At 69.8% G+C, this 21428-nt stretch carries 19 protein-coding genes; 13 read left to right on the top strand and 6 right to left on the bottom strand.

Annotation, left to right across the window (positions count from 1 at the left end; all coding sequences use genetic code 11):
- The first annotated feature begins 148 nt into the window (after positions 1 to 148).
- Both F6X38_RS15265 and F6X38_RS15260 read left to right on the top strand, forming a co-directional pair.
- Positions 149 to 1048, top strand: coding sequence for a sugar phosphate isomerase/epimerase family protein (locus F6X38_RS15265; protein ID WP_150971063.1), 900 nt, complete (start codon positions 149 to 151; stop codon positions 1046 to 1048).
- A 69-nt stretch (positions 1049 to 1117) separates the two neighbouring features.
- Entirely contained in the window at positions 1118 to 2815 is a 1698-nt protein-coding gene (locus tag F6X38_RS15260; RefSeq protein ID WP_150971061.1) for a thiamine pyrophosphate-binding protein, read from the top strand.
- Here F6X38_RS15260 and F6X38_RS15255 read toward each other — a convergent pair.
- The 3 genes from F6X38_RS15255 to dhaL are packed head-to-tail and all read right to left on the bottom strand — an operon-like array spanning position 2812 to position 5847.
- The gene (locus F6X38_RS15255; protein ID WP_150971059.1) at positions 2812 to 3693 is read right to left on the bottom strand and encodes an alpha/beta hydrolase family protein; all 882 of its coding nucleotides are present in this window, start codon (positions 3691 to 3693) and stop codon (positions 2812 to 2814) included. The genes F6X38_RS15260 and F6X38_RS15255 overlap by 4 nt on opposite strands.
- Entirely contained in the window at positions 3690 to 4091 is a 402-nt protein-coding gene (locus F6X38_RS15250) for a hypothetical protein (RefSeq protein ID WP_150971057.1), read from the bottom strand. The genes F6X38_RS15255 and F6X38_RS15250 overlap by 4 nt, the downstream gene beginning before the upstream one ends.
- Before the next feature lie 55 nt (positions 4092 to 4146).
- A complete protein-coding gene (gene dhaL / locus F6X38_RS15245) occupies positions 4147 to 5847 on the bottom strand; it encodes a dihydroxyacetone kinase subunit DhaL (RefSeq protein ID WP_150971055.1) in 1701 nt (566 codons plus the stop codon).
- A 174-nt stretch (positions 5848 to 6021) separates the two neighbouring features.
- Between dhaL and F6X38_RS15240 the strand changes: the two genes are divergently transcribed.
- Positions 6022 to 6963, top strand: a complete 942-nt coding sequence (locus F6X38_RS15240; RefSeq protein ID WP_150971053.1) for an SH3 domain-containing protein — start codon at positions 6022 to 6024, stop codon at positions 6961 to 6963.
- A 12-nt stretch (positions 6964 to 6975) separates the two neighbouring features.
- Here the strand turns inward: F6X38_RS15240 and uxuA are convergent, their stop codons facing one another.
- Together uxuA and F6X38_RS15230 are read right to left on the bottom strand one after the other, a co-directional pair.
- Positions 6976 to 8160, bottom strand: a complete 1185-nt coding sequence (gene uxuA / locus F6X38_RS15235) for a mannonate dehydratase (RefSeq protein WP_150971051.1) — start codon at positions 8158 to 8160, stop codon at positions 6976 to 6978.
- 11 nt (positions 8161 to 8171) lie between these two features.
- On the bottom strand, positions 8172 to 8834 hold the full coding sequence (locus F6X38_RS15230; protein ID WP_150971049.1) for a GntR family transcriptional regulator: 663 nt from the start codon (positions 8832 to 8834) through the stop codon (positions 8172 to 8174).
- Positions 8835 to 8987: 153 nt separating this feature from the next.
- On the opposite strand from F6X38_RS15230, the gene uxaC reads away from it, so the two are divergent.
- From uxaC to F6X38_RS15195, 7 genes are read left to right on the top strand one after another with little or no spacing between them, the layout of a single operon-like run.
- Positions 8988 to 10388 carry a glucuronate isomerase gene (gene uxaC, locus F6X38_RS15225; RefSeq protein WP_150971047.1) on the top strand — a complete coding sequence of 467 codons (1401 nt, stop codon included), beginning with the start codon at positions 8988 to 8990 and terminating at the stop codon, positions 10386 to 10388.
- 40 nt (positions 10389 to 10428) lie between these two features.
- Positions 10429 to 11604, top strand: coding sequence for an extracellular solute-binding protein (locus F6X38_RS15220; protein WP_150971046.1), 1176 nt, complete (start codon positions 10429 to 10431; stop codon positions 11602 to 11604).
- 39 nt (positions 11605 to 11643) lie between these two features.
- Positions 11644 to 12714, top strand: coding sequence for an ABC transporter ATP-binding protein (locus tag F6X38_RS15215; RefSeq protein ID WP_150971143.1), 1071 nt, complete (start codon positions 11644 to 11646; stop codon positions 12712 to 12714).
- Positions 12711 to 13622: an ABC transporter permease gene (locus tag F6X38_RS15210; protein WP_150971044.1), complete on the top strand. Its 912-nt coding sequence runs from the start codon at positions 12711 to 12713 to the stop codon at positions 13620 to 13622. Before F6X38_RS15215 ends, F6X38_RS15210 begins: the two co-directional genes overlap by 4 nt.
- The gene (locus tag F6X38_RS15205; protein WP_150971042.1) at positions 13619 to 14461 is read left to right on the top strand and encodes an ABC transporter permease; all 843 of its coding nucleotides are present in this window, start codon (positions 13619 to 13621) and stop codon (positions 14459 to 14461) included. Before F6X38_RS15210 ends, F6X38_RS15205 begins: the two co-directional genes overlap by 4 nt.
- 2 nt (positions 14462 to 14463) lie before the next feature.
- Positions 14464 to 15939, top strand: coding sequence for a mannitol dehydrogenase family protein (locus F6X38_RS15200; RefSeq protein WP_150971039.1), 1476 nt, complete (start codon positions 14464 to 14466; stop codon positions 15937 to 15939).
- A gap of 21 nt (positions 15940 to 15960) precedes the next feature.
- Entirely contained in the window at positions 15961 to 17499 is a 1539-nt protein-coding gene (locus F6X38_RS15195) for a UxaA family hydrolase (RefSeq protein ID WP_150971037.1), read from the top strand.
- Here the strand turns inward: F6X38_RS15195 and F6X38_RS15190 are convergent.
- Positions 17492 to 18382 (bottom strand): sugar kinase, encoded by an 891-nt coding sequence (locus F6X38_RS15190; protein ID WP_150971035.1) that lies wholly within the window; start codon positions 18380 to 18382, stop codon positions 17492 to 17494. The two genes, F6X38_RS15195 and F6X38_RS15190, sit on opposite strands and share 8 nt — an antisense overlap.
- A 211-nt stretch (positions 18383 to 18593) precedes the next feature.
- On the opposite strand from F6X38_RS15190, the gene F6X38_RS15185 reads away from it, so the two are divergent.
- Genes F6X38_RS15185 through cysW form a run of 3 tightly spaced genes read left to right on the top strand, consistent with a single transcriptional unit; the run spans position 18594 to position 21428 of the window.
- Positions 18594 to 19637, top strand: coding sequence for a sulfate ABC transporter substrate-binding protein (locus F6X38_RS15185; RefSeq protein ID WP_150971033.1), 1044 nt, complete (start codon positions 18594 to 18596; stop codon positions 19635 to 19637).
- Positions 19638 to 19690: 53 nt separating this feature from the next.
- On the top strand, positions 19691 to 20545 hold the full coding sequence (gene cysT / locus F6X38_RS15180; RefSeq protein WP_150971031.1) for a sulfate ABC transporter permease subunit CysT: 855 nt from the start codon (positions 19691 to 19693) through the stop codon (positions 20543 to 20545).
- Positions 20535 to 21428 carry a sulfate ABC transporter permease subunit CysW gene (cysW, locus tag F6X38_RS15175; RefSeq protein WP_150971029.1) on the top strand — a complete coding sequence of 298 codons (894 nt, stop codon included), beginning with the start codon at positions 20535 to 20537 and terminating at the stop codon, positions 21426 to 21428. Before cysT ends, cysW begins: the two co-directional genes overlap by 11 nt.

Raw genomic sequence — 21428 nt, 5'->3', positions numbered from 1 at the left:
GCTCGGCAACTCGTGAAACGTTTTATTGGAGGCTAGACATCGCCCCCGACCTTGTCAATGATGTTCCTGCGCCCGCACTACTTGGCTTGGACTGTTGCGCTGCAGCAGAAATTTGCGGGTGCGAAACAATTTGCGGGAGGAGAGGAAGATGGCGAACAAGCTCGGCGTGCATGCCTTCGTCTGGGAGAAGGGCTGGAGCAACGAAGAAGCGGCGCGCGCGATCGCGGCCAGCGCCGAGGTCGGCTACGACTTCATCGAGGCGGCGGCGCTCGATCCGTCGGTGATCGACGCCGACTTCACCCGCCGCCAGTTGGAGGCGGCCGGCATCGGCATCAACTTCTCGCTCGGCCTCGACTTCGACGAGGACATCACCTCGGACGACGCGGACATGCGCGCCCGTGGCAAGAAGAAGCTCCTCAACGCCGTCACCACCTGCCGCGACTGCGGCGGCGAGATCATCGGCGGCATTCTCTATTCCGCCTTCGGCAAGTACGACCGCCCGGCGACGCGGGACGGGATCGAGCGCTCGGCCGAAGTGCTGCGCGAGGTGGCGGAGGTCGCGGCGAAGAGCGACATCACGCTCGTCCTCGAAGTGGTGAACCGCTACGAGACCAACATCTGCAACACCGCGGCGCAGGGCGTCGAGATGGCGAAGCGCGTCGGTGCGCCGAACGTGAAGGTGCATCTCGACGTCTACCACATGAATATCGAGGAGTCGGACGTACCGTCCGCCATCGTCGATACGGGCGAGTGGATCGGCTACTTCCACACCGGCGACTCGCATCGCGGCTACATGGGCTCCGGCTCGATCGACCTGAAAGCCGTGTTCCGGGCGCTGGCCCGCGCGAACTATCAGGGGCCGATCACCTTCGAGAGCTTCTCGTCGCGCGTCGTCGGCCAGCCGCTGGAAGGCATTCTCGGCATCTGGCGCAACCTCTGGGAGGACGGACGCGACCTCGCCACCCACGCGCTGCAATACACAAAGGCGCAGATGAAAGCCGCCGAGGAGGCCGAGCGGCAGGCGAGGGAGCGCTCGCGCCTGCCGTAAGATCGGCTTCGCAACGCGAACGTGCTATCGGCCTTCCCGGACCACGAGCGGAACGGAAAGGCTGACGGCATGAGCGCGAGGGCATTCCCGGCTGGTGATGCGATCGAGCCGCGGCGCGGAGCCGCGGTGATGCTGGAAGTGCTGCGCAGCGAGGGCGTGCGCTACATCTTCGGCAATCCCGGCACGACCGAACTGCCGCTGATGGACGCGCTGACCGGCGCGCCCGACATCGAATACGTCTGGGGCCTGCAGGAAGCGGCGGTCGTCGCGATGGCGGACGGCTACGCGCAGGCCTCCGGCAAGCCGGGCTTCGTCAATCTCCACACGGCCGGCGGGCTCGGCCACGCGATGGGCGCGATCCTCAACTCGCAGTCCGCCGGCACGCCGCTAGTGATCACCGCCGGCCAGCAGGACACGCGCCACAACCTCGCCGATCCGCTGCTGTTCGGCGACCTCGTGAAGATCGCCGCGCCGGCGATGAAGTGGACGCACGAGATCACCCATCCGGACCAGATCCCGGTGATCGTCCGCCGCGCGCTGCACGATTGCGCCGCCGCGCCGTCGGGTCCCGTCTTCCTGTCGCTGCCGATGAACGTGATGGAGGAGATGAGCACGGTCGGCATCGCCGACGTGTCGACCATCGACCGGGCGGCGGTCGCCGGCTCGCTGGAGCGCCTCGCCGACATTCTCGCCAAAGTCGAGCCGGGCCGGCTCGCGATCGTCGCGGGCGACGAGATCTCCACGTCCGGCGCCAGCGCCGAAACCGTCGCGCTGGCCGAGACGCTGGGCGCGCCGGTATTCGGCTCGTCCTGGCCGGCGCACATCCCGTTCCCGACGGCGCATCCGCAATGGCGCGGCAGCCTGCCGACCAAGGCCTCCGACATCCGCGCGATGCTGGAGCCGTTCGACGCTGTCTTCGCGCTCGGCGGCAAGTCGACGATCACCATCCTCTATTCGGAAGGGCCGGCGGTGCCGCCGGACTGCCGCGTCTACCAGCTCTCGGCCGACGTGCGCGACCTCGGGCGCACTTACGCGACGGCCCTTTCCTGCATGGGCGACATCAGGGCGTCCCTCGCCGTGCTCCTGCCGATGCTGGAGCGCAAGCTCGCCCGGCACCGGCCGGCCATCGCGGAGCTGCGCGAGGAGGCCGCGCGCGAGCGCGATGCGCGGCGGAGAGAACTTAGGGACCGCGCCGAGGCCGAGCGCGCTGCGCCGGTGATGACGCCGCTCGTCGCCGCCACCGAACTGGTGCGCGCCATCGGACCGAACGTGCCGATCGTCGACGAGGCGCCGGCGACCATGGGGCCGGTCCGCTCGCTGCTGAACTCCTCGTCGCCGCGGCAATATTCGCTGTGCCGGGGCGGCGTGCTCGGCTGGGGCATGTCGGCGGCGGTCGGCACCTCGCTCGGCCTCGACCGCCAGCCGGTCGTCTCGCTCGTCGGCGACGGCGCGGCGATGTACGCGCCGCAGGCGCTCTGGACGGCGGCGCACGAGCGCCTGCCGGTGACCTTCGTGGTGCTGAACAACCGCGAATACAACATCCTGAAGAACTTCATGAAGGGCCAGACGCATTATCTGAGCGCCCGCGCCAACAGCTTCATCGCGATGGACCTCGTCGATCCGCCGATCGATTTCCAGGCGCTCGCGGCTTCGATGGGCGTTCCCGCCCGGCGCGTCGAGCGGCCGGAGGACGTCGCCGGCGCGATCGAGGCCGGCATCGCCTCCGGTGCGCCGAACCTCGTCGAGATCGTGATCGCGGCGACCTAGATTCCCGCGAAGAACCGCAGGCTTTCCGCCGTCTCGCCGGGCAGGGCGGAGGTGTGGCTGCCGGGGACGATGCCGTGCCGCACGTCGAGCCCCGCGGCTTTCGCACGCGCGGAGGTGAGGCGGATCGCGTCTTCCGAGCGCGTCTCCTCCGAGCCGTGCAGCATCAGGAGCGGACACTTGAAGCTCGTCGCATAGCAGGCGGCCGAGCGCATCTCGAACTCGCGAGGGTTTCCCGCGTCGAAGCGGATGTCCTCCGGGAAGCGGCGGAAGAAGGCGCGGGCGTCCGGGTTCGGCGAGAAGGCGGCGGCGGCGCGAAAAGTCGGCGCGCTCATCGCCGCGAGCAGCGTCAGCGTGCCACCGACGCTGTGTCCCGCGAGGAACAGCCGCGCCGGATCGACGCCGGGCAGGGCGCGCAGCGTGGTAGCGGTGGCGAGGGCGTCCGCGGTCTCGTCGTAGAAGCCCGAGAAGAAGCCGGGCTGGCCGTTCTCCGCCCGGAACGCCGGCATCATCGCGACGTAGCCGGCCTCGCGATAGGGCTTCGTCAGATCCCAGTGGCCGTGCCAGAGCGCGTTGCCGCCGTGCAGGAACAGGATCGCCGGGCGTTTCGCGGTCGACGTCGCATCGTCCGACAGCCAGGCGGCGAGTTCCAGCCCGCCGGAGCGGTAGGATATGCGTCGCGCGCCGGGCGGCGGGTCGAGGGACTCGCCCCCGTCTGGAGCCGGCCCCTCTCGCAGGAGACGGGTCTGGAAGCCGGCCCGCGCCGCCGCGTAGTCTTCGGCAAGCAGCGGCGGTTCGGCTTCTTCCGATGCCCGCGCCGACATCGGCAGGAGGGCCGAAGCCGCGCCCGACAGCAGCAGCGCCCGGCGGTTCATCGTCATGGAGCCGGCTTCGCGCTCGCATCGGCGACGAGCTTGCGGACGCGGTCGCAGAACGCCGTCTCCTCCTCGCCCGTCGCGTATTTCAGCGAGGCGAGGGTGCTCGCCACGGCGAAGAGCTTGCGGCCTTCGAGGGTTCGCGTTGCCGCCTTGCCGCCGCCGGCCTCGTAGAGCCGGCGCGGCGGGGTCTTCAGCTTGCAGCGGTCCTCGACGCGGACGCCGAGATAATAGGCCGCGAGCGCCGGGTTCGCCGTCGCCATCTGGTCGAAATCGGCCTTCGCCCGTTCCGGCTCGCGGAACAGCGCGGTGACGTAGGTCTGGTAGTCGTCGTCCTCGCTCTCCTGCGCCGGAGCGGCGATGGTGACGGACAGGAGCAGGGCGGCCGAGAGCAGGAACCGCATGGGAACACCTCCGCGATCGATCGCATGATGGCACCGCGTGGTGGGGAGCTTCAACTCACCGCTTCGCGAGAGTATCCGCCACCGCGCCGAGCCAGACAGCGACGGCTTCCGCGCCGGGATCGGGACGCCCGACCGCGCGGTCGCCGAGATAACTGGAGCGGCCGCGCCGGGGCCGCAAGCCGGCGGTGGCTTCGGCACCCTCGCGCGCCGCCCGGGCGCCTCGCGCGAGTGCATCGGAACCGCCGGCTTCGAGCCGTTCGACGGCGGGCAGCAGCGCGTCGAGCATGGTGCGGTCGCCGAGCTTCGCGTCCCCGAGGGCGGCCACTGCGTCCACGCCGGCGCGGGCCGCGTGCGCCCAGTCGGCTTTAGCCGGCGCGGCGATCCCGTCCAGCGCCGCGCCGGCTCGAAGCAGCATCACTGCGTAGAGCGCGCCGGACGTGCCGCCGACGACGCGGCGCAGCGTCGCCGACATCCGCGCGAGGATCGCGGCGGGGGAGAGCGTGCGGTAGCCCTCGATCTCGGCGCGGATCGCCGCCGCGCCGCGCGCGAGGTTGATGCCGAGATCGCCGTCGCCGACCTCGCGGTCGTTCGCCGTGAGCGCCGGCTCGGCCGCTTCCACCGCCGCAAGCGCCGCGAGGATCGCGTCGATCGTCCGTCGCGCGGCTTCGGCGTCGCCGGTGTCGTCGTCCGCATCGATGCTCCGGGGCGCGGCCGTGCCGGCGACCGTCCTCCGCCTCCCGGACGAGGGTTCCGAGCCGCGGCCCGGCCAGGCCGGCGCATCGGTCGGCGCGTCGAGCCGCGCGAGCATCTCGGGCCCGAGCGCGAGGGCGGAGACCGACGCGCCGGCCATGTCGAGCGCCGACAGGAAGGTGCCGACGAACAGCCGCTCGACCTTCCGCCCTTTCGCCTCCGCCGCCCGGACCGCGGCTTCCGCGACGATCGCCAGCTCCATCGGCGGCGTCGCGCCGAGGCCATTGACGAGGAGTGCGACCGGCTCGGCGCCGCTTGCCCGGTCCGCGAGGATCGTGTCCATCAGGGTCGCGACCAGCTCCGCCGCCGGCTGCAGCGGCGCGCGCCGGACGCCCGACTCGCCGTGAATACCGAGCCCGAGCTCGACTTCGCTCTCGCCGAGCGCGAAGCTGGGAACGCCGGCGGCCGGCACGGTGCAGGGCGTCAGCGCGACGCCCATCGTCGCGAGCCGCGCCACCGCGCCCGCCGCCGCCGCGTGCACTTCGGCGAGCGGGCGGCCTTCCGCCGCGGCCGCTCCGGCGATCTTGTGGACGAAGACGGTGCCGGCGATGCCGCGCCGCCCGGCGGTCTCGTCCTCGCCGGCCAGCGCCGCGTCGTCGTCGACGATCAACATCTCGACCGGCGTACCCTCGGTCCGGGCGATCTCGGCGGCGAGGCCGAAGTTCAGCCGGTCGCCGGTATAGTTCTTGACGATCAGGAGCACGCCCGCCGGCGAGGCGACGGCGCGGATCGCGGCGAGGACTGCGTCGGTCGAGGGCGAGGTGAAGACCTCGCCGCAGACCGCCGCACTCAGCATGCCGGAGCCGACATAGCCGGCATGCGCCGGCTCGTGGCCGGAGCCGCCGCCCGAGATCAGCGCGACCTGGCCCGACGCGCGGAAGGTGTCGATGTCGGCGCGCACGATCACCTGCTCGCCGTCGAGCCGCGTCAGCCCGTCATGCGCCAGCGTGAGGCCGCGGAGCATGTCGTCCACCACGGCGGCCGGATCGTTGATCAGCTTCTTCACGCGTCGTCCTCCCGTTTCCGCATCGTGATAGCGCTTATCCGGCCTTCGAACGAGCGGCCTGGCCCTTCAGCCTTCCTCGTGCCGCATTCCGGGCGGAGCGGGTCACCGGGGGCGGACGGAACACCAAGCGCCGTTCGAAGCGTTATGGTGGCGAACGCGACGGGAGTCGGCGAAATGAATGCGACGGGAAAGCGGCGTTCACCCTCCGGCGGACGCGCGGAGGCCTCGCCATGGAAGCGGGCGCTGATCCGCACGGCGGTCTGGATCGTGGCGATCCCGGTGCTCTGCGCCACGGTGATCGTCGGCGGCGCGGTGCCGCTCTACCTGCTGCTCCCCGATGCCAAACCTGCAGCTTCGGACACCACGGTAGCGGATGCCCAGCCGGCGAAGCCGCCCGTGAAGGTGGCGTCGGTCGAGCCGAAGCAGCCTGCAAAGCCTGACGAGCCAGCGCCAGCCGCTTCGAGCGACGCGCCCGCCGAGGCGGTAGAGGACGCCCCGGCCGTGACGGATGCGCCGGCAGCGGAAGAAGCCGCGCCACCCGCCGCCGCGGAAGCATCGGCGGAGCCGGAGGTAGCGACGGTGGTTCCGACCCCTCGGCCGGAGCCGCCGCGGCCGGCCGTGTCGGACGAGAAGCAGGTCGCCTCGCTCGCCCCGCCGCCGGCGCAGCCCGAGCCACCGCGCGACGAGCCTGCTGCTCCCGCCGCCGACCGGGGCGGGCGCGGCGCGGTGATCCTGCGCAACGTGACGCTGCGCGCCGGCCCGCACGGGCGCGAGCTCGGCACGCTCAAGCAGGGCACCCCGGTGTCCGTCGGCCGATGCGACGAATGGTGCGAGGTCCGCGGGCCGAACGGCAGCGGCTGGATCCACTCGTCCTTCCTCGTCGACCGGATGCCGGAGCGGCGCGATCGTGGGGTCGCAACGCGGCAGGTCGAGCGTCGCGAGGCGGCGCAGGACCGCGACCCGGACTGGCTCGACGAGGGAACGCGCTACGACCGCGACGACGGCCCCGTCGTCATCCGCCGGCCGCAATGGACGGACGAGGACGGACGGCCGCGCGCAGTCAGACGCTATGCGCCGGCGCCGCGCGACGACGAGTATTACGACCCGTACTACTGATCCCCCGACGCATCACGCCGCGTGTTCGAGCGCGCGGATGACGCCGCGCAGCTCGGCGAGGCCCCGAAGCCGACCGATCGAAGGGTAGCCGGGCGTCACCGTCTTCGTCAGGTCGTCCAGCATCCGCTGGCCGTGGTCAGAGCGGAAGACGATCCTGTCCGGCTCCGCGCGCTTGCGGTCCTCGGCGACGAGTTCGCGCAGGACCGCCACCATGTCGACATCGCCGTCGAGATGCGCCGATTCATGGAAGCTCCGAGGATCGCTTTCCCTGAGCGTCGCCCGGAGATGCGCGAAATGGATGCGTGACGCGAAGCGCCGGACGATCGCCGGCAGGTCGTTGTCGGCGCGCACCCCGAGGCTGCCGGTGCAGAAGCAGAGGCCGTTGGCGGGCGACGGGACCGCGTCGAACAGCGCGGCGAAGTCCGCCGCCGTCGAGGCGACGCGCGGCAGCCCGAACAGCGGCCGCGGCGGATCGTCAGGATGGATCGTCAGCTTCACGCCCTTCGCCTCTGCCACCGGCGCGACGCGTTCGAGGAACTCGATCAGGTGTCGGCGGAGCCGCACGGCGTCGACATCGCGGTACATCGCCAGCCGCTCGCGGAAGGCGGGGATGGTCAGCGGCTCGGTGGTCGAGCCGGGCAGGGCGCTCGCGATGTTGCGGGTGAGTTCGGCGACGGCCGTCTCGTCCATCGCCTCGAACACGGCCCGGGCTCGGCTGCGGTCGTCGTCGGAATAGTCGGCCTCCACGCCCTCGCGCTGCAGGATATGGAGGTCGAAGGCGGCGAACCGGTCCTGATCGAAGCGCATCGCGGTGGAGCCGGTCGGCGTCTCGTAGTCGAGGTCGGTGCGGCACCAGTCCACCACCGGCATGAAGTTGTAGCAGATGATCGGGATGTCGTTCGCGGCGACCGCTTCGAGGCTGGCGATCCAGGCGTCGATCTCGCGCTTGGCCGCGCTGCCCTCGCGCTTCACGCGGTCGGGGATCGGGATGCTCTCGACGACGCTCCAGCGCAGCGGCGCGCGCCCGGCCGGCGCGTTCTCGATCAGACTCTTCCGCTCGGAAACGGCTTCCGTCGTCCAGGGGTCGCCGATCGGCACCTCGTGCAGCGAGGAAACGATGTCGCTCGCCCCCGCCTGCCGGACGTGGTCGAGCGGCACGCCCGCCTTCGGTCCGAACCATCTCCAGCCTTCACGCATCGCTGTCTCCGTCAGACGAAGTATTCGGGGTGGTCGCAGCTCAGCCGCTCCACGTCGAGGATCACTTTGCCGAGATGGTCGGCCATCGCCGCCTTGGCGCTTGCCGCATCGCCGCGCGCGATCGCGTCGCGCACCGTCAGGTGCTCGGCGATGACCTGATCCATGCGCCCATGCGCCGGCAAGGTCAGGCGGCGGGCGCGGTCGACCTGCACCTTCGCCTGGCAGGCGAGCTTCCAGACCGTCGGATAGCCGGAAATGCGGGCCAGCGCTTCGTGAAAGGCCTCGTCGGCCTCGTGGAACTCGCGCGTGTCGCCGAGCGCCGCGACGACCCGCTGCCGCACGATGGTCCGGTCGAGTTCGGCGAGCCGCTCGGACGTGATGCGCGCCGCCGCCGCCTCGACCGCGAGGCCTTCCAGCGCCTTGCGGATGGCGACGCCTTCCGGGATCGAATCCATCGGTACGCGCGACACGAAGGTGCCGGACTGCGGAAAGATCTCGACAAGACCGGCGTTCTCGAGGCGGATCAGCGCCTCGCGGATCGGGGTGCGGCTGAGGCCGAATCGCTCCGCCAGCGCCTTGTCCTGCAAAAGCGCGCCGGGCGGCAGGACCATGCCGACGATGTCGGCGTGGAGCGCGGCATAGACGCGGTCCGAACCGGTCGTCGGCCGCGCCATTCCGACCGCGGGACGCCCCAGGACCCGTCGTCTCCCCCCGACCGTCGACACGATGCCACTGCGCTCCCGATTGACATTCTAATATACCAGTTGTTACGACAGCGGACGCTTCGCGGCAAGTGCCGTGGAAAGCTGCATGGCGGGACGGCACGCATGGCATTGAACCCGGATCGGCTGTTTCCGATCGAGCCGGAGGCGAGGACGCTCGCCCGCCGGCTTCATGCGGGCGTCGAGACGCTGCCGATCATCTCGCCACACGGCCATACCGAGCCGCGCTGGTACGCCGAGGACGCGCCCTTCGGCGATCCGGCCGAGCTGTTCGTGGTGCCGGACCACTACGTCTTCCGCATGCTCTACAGCCAGGGCGTGCCGCTGGAACAGCTCGGCGTGCCGGACGCAGGCGGCCGCCGCGCCGAGACGGACGGACGCGCGATCTGGCGTCTCTTCGCCGAGCACTACCACCTCTTCCGCGGCACGCCGACGCGCTACTGGTTCGAATACTCGCTGGAGACGATCTTCGGCGTGACGGAACGGCTCGGCCCGGCGAACGCCGACCGTATCTACGACACGATCGCCGGCCGGCTCGGCGAAGCGGACATGCGCCCGCGCGCGCTCTACGAGCGCTTCCGCATCGAGGCGATCTCGACCACCGACGCGGCGACGGACGACCTGAAGTACCACGACGCGATCCACGCCTCCGGCTGGAAGGGCCGCGTCCTGCCGACCTATCGGCCGGACGGCGTGGTCGATCCCGAGCGCGCCGGTTTCGCTGATGCGCTGCCGCGGTTCGTCAGCGAAGCAGGCGAGGCGATGAACTATGCCGGCTATCTCGCGGCGCACCGGGCGAAGCGCGAATACTTCAAGGCGCGCGGTGCGACGGCGACCGATCACGGCCACCCCTCCGCGCGGACCGCGAACCTGTCGGAAGCCGAGGCCGGGCAACTGTTCCAGCGGGTGGCGAAGGGCGAGGCGAGCCCGGCCGACGCCGAGCTGTTCCGCGCCCAGATGCTGACCGAGATGGCACGAATGAGCCGCGACGACGGGCTCGTGATGCAGATCCATCCCGGCTCCGACCGCAACCACAACCCGGCGGTGTTCAAGGGCTTCGGCCCCGACAAGGGCGGCGACATCCCGCGCCCGACGGATTACGTCGAGGCGTTGAAACCCCTGCTCGCCGAGGTCGGCAACGACCCGGCGGTGACGGTGATCCTCTTCACGCTGGACGAGACGTCCTACGGACGCGAACTGGCGCCGCTCGCCGGCCACTACCCGGCGCTCAGGCTCGGTCCGCCCTGGTGGTTCTTCGACAGCCCGGAGGGCATGCGCCGGTTCCGCGAGCTGACCACCGAGACGGCCGGCTTTTACAATACGGTCGGCTTCAACGACGACACGCGCGCCTACCTGTCGATCCCTGCCCGGCACGACATGGCCCGGCGCGCCGACTGCGCGTTCCTGGCGACGCTCGTCGCCGACGGCCGGCTGGACGAGGACGAGGCGCACGAGGTGGCGCGCGACCTCGCCTACGGGCTGGCGAAGCGCGCCTATCGGCTTTGAACAAGAGGGCGCCGGGAGCGCGCCAGGGGAGGACGATGCAATGAAGATCAACCGCAGGGGCATTCTCGCCGGCACCGCCGGCCTCGCCGCGACCGGCCTCATTGGGCGGCGTGCCTTCGCGCAAGCCGCGAAGCCGGCCTCGCCGGTGACGCTCACCGTCGCCGACGTCGCCGGCAACCTCGCGCTGACGCAAGGCGCGATGGAGGCCTACGCCAAGGCGAAACCCGACATGGTCGCCCGCATCGCCTTCACCAAGGCGCCGGCGCCGGAGCTGCCGGCGAAGCTGCAGGCGCAGCAGAAGGCCGGCAGCGTCGACATCGACCTCGTCCTCACCGGCACGGACGCGCTGTCCGCCGGTCTCGACCTCGACCTCTGGACCGACCTGAAGCCGCAGGCGGGCAAGCTGCCGAACTTGGCTGACGTGCTCCTGCCGCAGGCGTTCAAGATGCAGGCGATCGCCAAGGACCACGGCGTCGTCGTCAGCTACTACCCGTCCGGCCCGCTGATCGAATACATGCCGGACCGGACGCCGACGCCGCCGAAGACCGCGCAGGAACTGCTCGACTGGACGAAGCAGAACCCGAACAAGCTGATCTACGCCCGGCCCACCAATTCCGGCCCCGGCCGCACCTTCCTCATGGGCCTGCCGTACATCCTGAAAGATAGCGACCCGCGCGACCCGGCGAAGGGCTGGGCGAAGACCTGGGAATACCTGAAGGCGCTCGGCGAGAACATCGAGTACTACGCCACCGGCACGACGCAGACCATGCGCGAGTTCGGCGAGGGCACCCGCGACATCGTCATCACCACCACCGGCTGGGACATCAATCCGCGCGTCCTCGGCACCGTGCCGGAAGAGGCGAAGATCGGCACGCTGGAAGGCTTCCACTGGGTGACCGACGCCCACTACATGGTGGTGCCGAAGGGCGTCTCGGAGGAGAAGCTCGGCGTGCTCCTAGACCTGATGAGCTACATGCTGCAGCCGGAAGCGCAGGCCTATGCCTACGACGAGGGCTACTTCTATCCGGGCCCGGCGGTGAAGAACGTCACGCTCGACATGGCCCCGCAGGACAGCCAGGACGCGATCGGCGAGTTCGGCCGGCCGGAATACGACCAGTTGATCGCGAATAATCCGCTCGAAACCCCGCTCGACGCCGCCCAGATCGTGACGGCCTTCCGCATGTGGGACGAGCAGATCGGCGCGGCGAAGAAGTAACGCGCCGCGCGCGGAGAGAGACGCATGGAAGCTGCGGTGATGGACCGTCCGGAGCCGGCCGCGCTGGTGCCGGACAAGGCGACGGGCGCCCTGGAACTCGTCGGGCTCCGGCGCGCCTTCGGCACGTTCAACGCGCTGGACGGCATCGACCTGTCGATCCGGAAAGGCGAGTTCATCGCGCTGCTGGGTCCCTCCGGCTGCGGCAAGTCGACGGCGCTGAACTGCATCGCCGGCTTGCTCGCGCTGACCGGCGGCGAAATCCGGCTCGACGGCCGGCGCATCGACGAGCTGACGCCGGAGAAGCGCGGCTTCGGCATGGTGTTCCAGAGCTACGCGCTGTTCCCGCACCTGTCGGTCCGCCGCAACGTCGGCTTCGGCCTCGCCATGCGCGGCGTCTCGAAGGCGGATGCGGAAGAGCGCATCCGCGCCGCGCTGGCGCTGGTGCGGCTGGAGGACCAGATCGACAAGCTGCCGGGGCAACTGTCCGGCGGCCAGCAGCAGCGCGTCGCGATCGCGCGGGCGGTGGTGATCCGACCGCCGGTTGTGTTGATGGACGAGCCGCTGTCGAACCTCGACGCGAAACTGCGCCTCGAGATGCGCGCCGAGATCCGCGGCATCCACGACAAGATCGGCTCCACCACGATCTACGTGACGCACGATCAGGACGAGGCGCTGTCGCTCGCCGACCGGATCGTCGTGATGAGCGGCGGGCGCATCCGGCAGATCGGCACGCCGGAAGACCTCTACGAGCGGCCGGCCGACCCGGACGTCGCCGACTTCATGGGCTTTCGCAATCGTTTGCGCGGTACCGCGCACGGCGGCTTCCGCGTCGAAGCCGGCGGCGGGAGCTTCCCGGTGCGCGGACCCGCAGGCGAGGGGCCGGTGACGGTGTCGATCCGACCGGAAGACCTCGTCGCCGGTTCGGGCGAGGGGATCGCGGCGCGCGTCGTCTCGACCGAATATCGCGGCCGCGCCTTCTTCGGCATGGCGGAAACGGGTGGCGGCGAGACGCTCTACTTCCGCTCCGACCGCTCGCACCGCGCCGGCGAGACGGTTACGCTGGTTCCCGCGCCCGACCGGACGCTGCTCTTCCCGGCGACCGGCGCATGACGGCGCTGGCGCATCCGGGCGAAGCCGCCGCGACGCCGTCGCTGCGGCTGCGGCTCGCCGCGCGCGGCTTCGACGCGACGACGCTGCTCCTTCTGCCGGGGCTCGTCGCGATCCTCGGCCTGTTCATCTACCCGTTCGCGTACGGCCTCGTCGACTCGCTGACGCCCAAGGACGGCGGCGCGTGGTACGCGAACTACCAGCGCTTCTTCGCCGACCCGTTCCAGCGCGACACGATCGCGGCGACGCTCTGGCTCGCGCTGCCGGTGACAGTGTTGAACCTCGCGCTCGCGGTGCCGATCGCGATGCGCGTGCGCCTGATGCGCCGACAGCGTCTTCTGACGACGATCCTCGTCCTGCCGATCACGCTCGGCACCGTGCTCGTCGCCGAAGGCCTCCTGAACTTCCTTGGGCCGCGCGGCTGGTTCAACCAGACGCTCGTCTTCCTCCACCTGATCGACCGGCCGCTTCGGCTGACCAACAACTACTGGGGCGTCTTCGCCTCGCTGCTGATCACCGGCTTCCCGTTCTCGTTCCTGCTGACGCTCTCCTACGTCACCGGCATCGATCCGGCGATCGAGCAGGCCGGCGCGACGCTCGGCGCCAATGCGCGGAAGCGCTTCCTCCACGTCTTCCTGCCGCTCCTCGTGCCGGGCCTCGCCGTCACCTTCTGTCTGAGCTTCGTCCAGGCCTTCGCGGTGTTTCCGTCCGCCGTGCTGCTCGGCGCACCGGCGGGGCCGACCCGTGTCATGTCGATCGCCGCCTACAGCGCGGCCTTCGAGGCCTACGACCATTCCTTTGGCTCCGCGATCGCGATCCTGATGGCGCTGGTGCAGCTTCTGGTGGTCGTGGCCGTGCTCGCGCTGCGGCGGCTGTTCTACCGCGGACCGACCGGGGGGACGAAGGGATGATCCGCAACACCGGTCTCCTATCGAAGCTCTGGCGTTTCGCCGTTTGGGCGGTCACGGCGCTCTTCGTCCTGAATCTCGTCGGCGTCGTCGCGACGGTGGTGCTGAACTCCTTTGCGCGCCGCTGGTCCGGTACGGCGCTGCCGACGGGCTACACGACGCGGTGGTACGCGAGCGCCTGGCGCGAGTTCCAGCTTTCCGACGTGCTCTTCGTCACGTTCCAAGCCGTGTTCGCGGTGACGCTGATCTCAGGCATCATCGGGGTGACGGCGGCCTACGCGCTGGCGCGCCGCGACTTCCCTGGCAAGCGCTTTGCGGTGCTCCTGTTCCTCCTGCCGCTGCTGGTGCCGCCGCTGACCTACGGCATCCCGCTGGCGACGCTGCTCTATCAGGCCGGGCTCGGCGGCACGCTGACCGGCGTCGTACTCATCAACCTCGTGCCCTCGATCCCCTTCGTGGTGCTGGTGATGATCCCTTTCATCGAGCAGATCGACCCACGGGTCGAGGCGGCAGCGCGCGTCTTCGGCGCGGGAACGTGGAGCCTGTTCGTGCGCATCCTCCTGCCGCTCCTCGTGCCGGGCATGCTGGCGGCGCTGCTGCTCGTGCTGGTCCGCACCATCGCGATGTTCGAGCTGACCTTCCTCGTCGCCGGGCCGACGAGCCAGACGCTGGTCGTCTCGCTCTACTACGCGGTCTTCGCCTCGGGCGTCCGGGCGGCGCAGTCGATCGACGCGATGGCGGTGGTCTATATGATCACGACCTTGTTCTGGCTGATATTGGCGCTGCAGTTCGTCAACCCGACGCAGATCGTCGCGAGGTCCAAGCAGGAGCCGGCACATTGACGATGGACCGCCTTTCCGACGCCACGCTCCACGACCTGCCCGAGACGATTGAGCGGCCGCGCTACGACCGGGCCGGCCTCGCGAACGGCATCGTGCATCTCGGCCTCGGCGCGTTCCACCGCGCGCATCAGACGGTCTATACGGAACGCTCGCTCGAAGCCGGCGACGCGCGCTGGGGCACGGTCGGCGTGTCGCTGCGGAGCCCCGACACCCGCGACGCGCTGGAGCCGCAGGACGGGCTCTACACCGTCGCGGTGCGGAACGGGGAGGGCGACCGGTTCCAGGTAGTCGGCGGCATCCGCCAGAGCCTCGTCGCGCCGGAAAATCCTGAAGCTGTGCTGGCGGCCCTCGCAGACCCAGAAGCGCGCATCGCCTCGCTGACCGTCACCGAGAAGGGCTACTGCCACCATCCGGCGACGGGCGAACTCGACGAGGCCCATTCCGACATCGAGCACGATCTGGCGAACCCGGGAGCGCCGCGGACGGCGGTCGGCTTCCTCGCGGAAGCGACGGCGCGCCGCCGCGCCGCTGGCCTGCCGGCGCTGACGCTCCTTTCCTGCGACAACCTCGCGGCGAACGGCGAGACGCTGGCGCGCGTCTTCCGGCGCTTCGCGACGCTCCGCGACCCCGATCTCGGCGCCTATGCGGCGGGCGAGGTCGCCTGTCCGTCCACGATGATCGACCGCATCGTGCCGGCCACCACCGATGCCGACCGCGACCTCGTCGCGAACGCCCTCGGGGTTCGGGACGCGTGGCCGGTGATGACCGAGCCCTTCTCGCAATGGGTGATCGAGGACCGCTTCCCGAACGGCCGGCCGGACTGGGCGGCCAGCGGCGCGACCTTCGTCGCGGATGTCGCGCCGTTCGAATTGATGAAGCTTCGGCTCCTCAACGGTTCGCACTCGACGCTCGCCTATCTCGGCTATCTCGCCGGCTATGAGACGGTGGCGGAGACGATGGCCGCGCCCGGCTTCGCGCCTCTGGTGGAAGGGCTGATGCGGGAGGAGGCCGGCCCGACGCTGCCCGCGCTCCCCGGCTTCGACCTTGCCGCCTATCAGGCCGAACTCGTCGCGCGGTTCCGCAATCCGGCGCTGCGCCACCGCACCTGGCAGATCGCGATGGACGGTTCCCAGAAGGTGCCGCAGCGCCTGCTCGGCACGATCCGCGACCGGCTGAAGGCGGGGCTGCCGTTCGACCGGCTGGCGCTCGGCCTCGCGGCCTGGATGATCTACGCCCGCGGCCGCGACGAGAAGGGCGGCGCGATCGACGTGCGCGACCCGCTGGCCGGCCGCATCGCCGCCGCGACGGCGCAGCTCGAAAACCCCGGCGACATCCTTGATAACTATCTTGGATTCGCCCAAGTCTTCGGCACCGATCTGCCGGCGTCGCACGCTTTCCGCCGCACCGTTCTCGCCCGGCTGCATGACTTGCGCGAGAAGGGTGCCGCGCGGACTGTCACCGCCTACGAGGCCGCTTGAGGCCGGGAGTCCATCACCGCCATGTCCGTGCTCGAAGCCGTTTCGCCGACCATCCGCCTCCACCCCCACGACAACGTCGCCGTCGCCCGCCAGCCGATCGCGGCCGGCGAGCCGATCGGTACCGGCGGCATCCGGGCGCGGGACGCGATCCCAAGCGGCCACAAGGTGGCGCTGCGCCGGATCGAGCCGGACGAGACCGTGACGAAGTACGGGCAGGCCATCGGCCACGCCTCGCGGGTGATCGAGCCCGGCGAGCACGTCCACCTGCAGAACCTCGCGATGCAGGACTCGGCGGCCGAGCACCGTTTCGCCAGCGACGGCCGGCAGACGCCGCTGTTCCCGGAAAGCGAGCGCCGGACCTTCCAGGGGTATCTGCGCGCCGACGGGCAGGTGGGAACGCGCAACTACATCGGCATCGTATCGTCGGTGAACTGCTCGGCGACGGTGTCGCGGGCGATCGCCGACCATTTCAACCGGCGCGGCGGGCTCGACGGCTTCCCGAACGTCGACGGGGTCGTGGCGCTGACGCACGGGCAGGGCTGCGCGCTAGGGCTGCAGACGGAGGGCTACACCTACCTGACCCGCACGCTTTCCGGCTACGCGAAGAACCCGAACTTCGGCGCGATCCTGATGATCGGGCTCGGCTGCGAGACGAACCAAATCTCGGCGATCACCGAGAAATACGGCCTCGACGAGGGGCCGCTGCTCCGGACGATGACGATCCAGCAGCTCGGCGGCACGCGGAAGACCGTGGAGACCGCGGCGGCGATCATCGGCGAGATGCTGCCGCAGGTGAACGCGGCGGAGCGGACGGCGCAGCCGCTGTCCGGCCTGAAGCTCGCGCTCGAATGCGGCGGCTCGGACGGTTATTCCGGCATCTCCGCCAACCCGGCGCTGGGGATCTGCTCCGACCTCTTGGTTCGGCACGGCGGCACGTCCTGCCTCGCCGAGACGCCGGAGATCTACGGCGCGGAGCACCTGCTGACGCGTCGCGCGGTGACGCCGGCCGTCGCCGAGAAGCTGATGAGGCGGATCGAATGGTGGCGCGAATACACCGCCCGGCACGGGGCGGAGCTGAACAACAACCCCTCGCACGGCAACAAGGCCGGCGGCCTCACCACCATCCTCGAGAAGTCGCTCGGCGCGGTGGCGAAGGGCGGCTCGATGCCGCTGGAAGCCGTCTACGAGTATGCCGAGCCGATCACGAAGACCGGCTTCGTGTTCATGGACACGCCCGGCTACGACCCCGTCGCCGTGACGGGCCAGATCGCTGGCGGCTGCAACATGGTGATCTTCACCACCGGCCGAGGCTCGGTCTCCGGCTGGAAGCCGGTGCCGACGATCAAGGTGGCGACCAACGACGCCATGTACGAGCACATGAGCGACGACATGGACGTCAACTGCGGCGGCATCGTCACCGGCCGCGAGACGATCGAAGCGGCCGGCGCGGCGATGTTCGAGAAGCTCCTCGCCGTCGCGTCCGGCGAGAAGACGCAAAGCGAGATCTACGATTACGGCGACAATGAGTTCGTGCCCTGGCAGCTCGGCGCGGTCACCTGACCGCACCCGTCGCCTCGCGCGGCACGATCGCGCCGGGATGGCCGACGACGATGCCGGCGAGGTCGTGGCCGGCGCGGGCGGCTTCCTTCGGCGGGACCCCGCGCAGCCGGGAGGCGAGATAGGCGGCCGCGAAGCTGTCGCCGGCCGCAGTGGTGTCGACGACGTTCGAGACGGGCGCGGCTTCGACCATCGCCTCGGTCTCCTCGTGCAACACCCGGCAGGCGGGTTGGTCGAGCTTGAGGACGATCTCCTTGCCCACGGCGTGGCGCAATAGTTCCGCCTCGCCCACTTCGCCGTGCAGCAGCGTCAGGTCCTCGACGGAGGCGAGCACGATGTCGGCGCTCCGGAACATCCGCGTGTAGAGTTCGGCCGCGACCGCTTTGTCCGGCCAGCCGCGCGGCCGGAAGTTGGTGTCGAAAGCGACGCGCCCGCCGCGGTTTTGCACCCGGTCCAGCATCGCGAACAGCTTCTCCCGCGACGGCGGATCGTAGATCGAGAGCGTGATGCCGGAGACGTAGACGAGGTCGAACGGGTCCAGCGCGTCCGGCTCAATGTGGTCGAAGAGCCGGCGTGCCGCCGCGGAATCGCGCCAGTAAGAGAAGCGGCGCTCGCCTTTCGCGTCCGTCTGGATGATGTAGAGGCCGGGCAGACGGCTCGGCAACCGCTGCACGAACCCCGTGCTGACGCCCTCCGCGCCCCAGGCCGCCAGCATCTCGTCGCTCCACGCGTCGTCGCCGAGCGCCGTGACGTAGTCGACCGGTATGCCGAGACGCGCGAGGTATACGGCGGTGTTCAGCGTGTCGCCGCCGAAGCCGCGCGTCAGCGTGCCGTCCGGCCGCTCGCGCAGTTCCACCATGCACTCACCGATCGACGCGACCCGCATTCCGGCCTCCGCTGCGCGTGTCCGGCTTCGTGGCCGGGCCCGAGACGCGTTTCATATCGGCTTCGCGATCGGGACGCTAACGCTTCCGCGGCGAACGACCGGTGATGGAACGGCTCGTTTCGCCGCCTAGCTTTCCGTTGATACGAAATTCTACGAAAGCGGTAGACTTCGAACCAAGTCCAACTGGTTCCTTCCCGTCGCCTCGTCGAGGATGCCTGAACCGTTCAGGAGACCCCACGTGAAACGAATCGCAACGAGACTGCTCGCCGCAGCGGCGCTGGCGCTGTTTGTGGCCCAGCCGGCGCTCGCCGCCGACCAGACGATCCTCAACGTCTCGTACGACCCGACGCGCGAGCTCTACAAGGCCTTCAACAAGGCCTTTTCCAATTATTGGGAGAAAGAGGGCGGCGAGAGCGTCACGGTGCGCCAGTCGCATGGCGGCTCGGGCGCGCAGGCGCGCTCCGTGATCGACGGGCTAGACGCCGACGTGGTGACGCTGGCGCTGCAGGCCGACATCGACGCCATCGCGAAGAATGGCATCATCAAGTCGGACTGGCTGGACCGCCTGCCGAACCATTCGACGCCCTACACGTCGACGATCGTGTTCCTCGTGCGCGAAGGCAACCCGAAGGGCATCAAGGACTGGGGCGACCTCGTGAAGGACGACGTCCAGGTCATCACGCCGAACCCGAAGACCTCCGGCGGGGCGCGCTGGAACTATCTCGCGGCCTGGGCCTGGGCGGCGAAGCAGAACGGCGGCGACGAGGCGAAGACGAAGGACTACGTCGCGAACCTCTTCCGCCACGTGCCGGTGCTGGACTCCGGCGCGCGGGGCGCCACGACGACCTTCACCCAGCGCGGCATCGGCGACGTGCTCATCGCCTGGGAGAACGAGGCGTTTCTGACGCTGAACGAGCTCGGCGACGACGAGTTCGACATCGTCGTGCCTTCGCTCTCCATCGTGGCCGAGCCGCCGGTGGCGGTGGTCGACAAGAACGTCGACGCCAAGGGCACGCGCAAGGTGGCGGAGGCCTACCTCCAGTACCTCTACTCGCCGGAAGGCCAGAAGATCGCCGCGAAGAACTTCTACCGGCCCTCCAAGCCCGAGGACGCCGACCCGGAGGACGTGGCGCGCTTCCCGAAGCTCGATCTCGTGACGATCCGCGATCCGATCTTCGGCGGCTGGGAAAAGGCGCAGCCGCAGCATTTCGGAGACGGCGGCATCTTCGATCAGCTATACAAACCCGCTAAGTGAGCGAAGGCGCGCTTGCCGGTATCGCGGCGTCGTCGCGATACCGGAGGGGCTTCATGGGCAAAACGGCGGGGTTCGCCCCGTTCAGGCGTGCGAGCGTCATTCCCGGTTTCGGGCTGGCCTTCGGTTTCACCGTCACCTATCTCGGCCTCGTCGTCCTCATTCCGCTCGGCGCGCTGCTGCTCCGCTCGGCCGGCGTTGGCTGGTCGGGCTTCGTCGCGACCGCCTTCGACCCGCGCACGCTCGCCGCGATGCGCCTCACCTTCGGCGCGTCCTTCGCGGCCGCGACGATCAACGCCGTCTTCGGCGTCCTGCTGGCCTGGGTGCTGGTGCGTTATCGTTTTCCGGGCCGGCGGCTGGTGGACGCGGCGATCGACCTGCCCTTCGCGCTGCCGACCGCCGTCGCCGGACTGACCCTCGCCGGCCTCTACAGCCGCAACGGCTGGGTCGGCGAACTCCTGACGCCGCTCGGTATCAAGGTCGCCTACACGCCGCTCGGCGTCGTGGTGGCGCTGACCTTCGTGGCGCTGCCGTTCATGGTGCGCACCGTGCAGCCGGTGATCGAGGAGATCGACCGCGAATACGAGGAGGCGGCCGCAACGCTCGGCGCGACGCGGCTGCAGACGGTGGTACGCGTCATCCTGCCCTCGCTGGTGCCGGCGATGCTGACCGGCTACGCGCTGTCCTTCGCGCGGGCGATCGGCGAATACGGCTCGGTGATCTTCATCGCCGGCAACCAGCCCTACGTCTCGGAGATCGTGCCGCTGCTGATCGTCTTCCGGCTTGAGGAGTTCAACTACCCGGCCGCCACCGCCATCGCGACCTTGATGCTGCTGATCTCATTCGCGATCCTGCTTGCGATCAACCTCGTCCAGACCTGGAGCCGGCGGAGGTTCGGTCATGTCGCTTGAGCCGAGCCTCGGCGCTGCCGGCACCCCTCGTACGCGCCGGCGACCGGCCGTCACGACGGAGCCGCCCCTCGTGCGGCGCTTGCTGATCGGCATCGCGCTCGCCTTCGTCGGCGTCTTCCTGTTCCTGCCGCTCGTCTCGGTCTTCGCGGAGGCTCTGAAAGACGGGCTGGACACCTACTGGGACTCGATCCGCGAGCCGGACACGCTTTCCGCCATCACCATGACGCTGCTGGTGGCGGCGATCGCGGTGCCCTCGAACCTCGTCTTCGGGGTGGTGGCGGCCTGGGCGGTCGCGAAGTTCGAGTTCAAGGGCAAGAGCCTGCTCGTGACGCTGATCGACCTGCCGTTCTCGGTGTCGCCGGTGATCGCCGGGCTGATCTACGTGCTGCTCTTCGGCAGCCAAGGCTACTTCGGGCCCTGGCTGCAGGCTCACGGGATCACGATCATCTTCGCGCTGCCCGGCATCGTCATCGCGACGATCTTCGTCACCTTTCCCTTCGTCGCGCGCGAACTGATCCCGCTGATGCAGGAGCAGGGGACGGGCGACGAGGAGGCGGCGGTCTCGCTCGGCGCGACCGGGTGGCAGACCTTCCGGCGCGTGACGCTGCCGAACGTGAAGTGGGGCCTGCTCTACGGCGTGCTCCTCTGCAACGCCCGGGCGATGGGGGAGTTCGGCGCGGTCGCCGTCGTTTCCGGCCGCATCCGCGGCGAGACCAATACGATGCCGCTGCAGACCGAGATCCTGTCGAACGAGTTCCCGCTTTCGGCCGCCTTCGCCGTGGCTTCCCTCCTGGCGCTGCTCGCGCTGCTGACGCTCGCCCTGAAGACCTTCCTCGAATGGCGCTACGGCGACGAGATGTCGTCCGGGCAGCCGGGCCACTGA

Source organism: Plantimonas leprariae, from assembly GCF_008802405.1.
Lineage (GTDB): Bacteria > Pseudomonadota > Alphaproteobacteria > Rhizobiales > Rhizobiaceae > Plantimonas > Plantimonas leprariae.
This window is presented reverse-complemented; position numbering and strand designations above follow the sequence as displayed.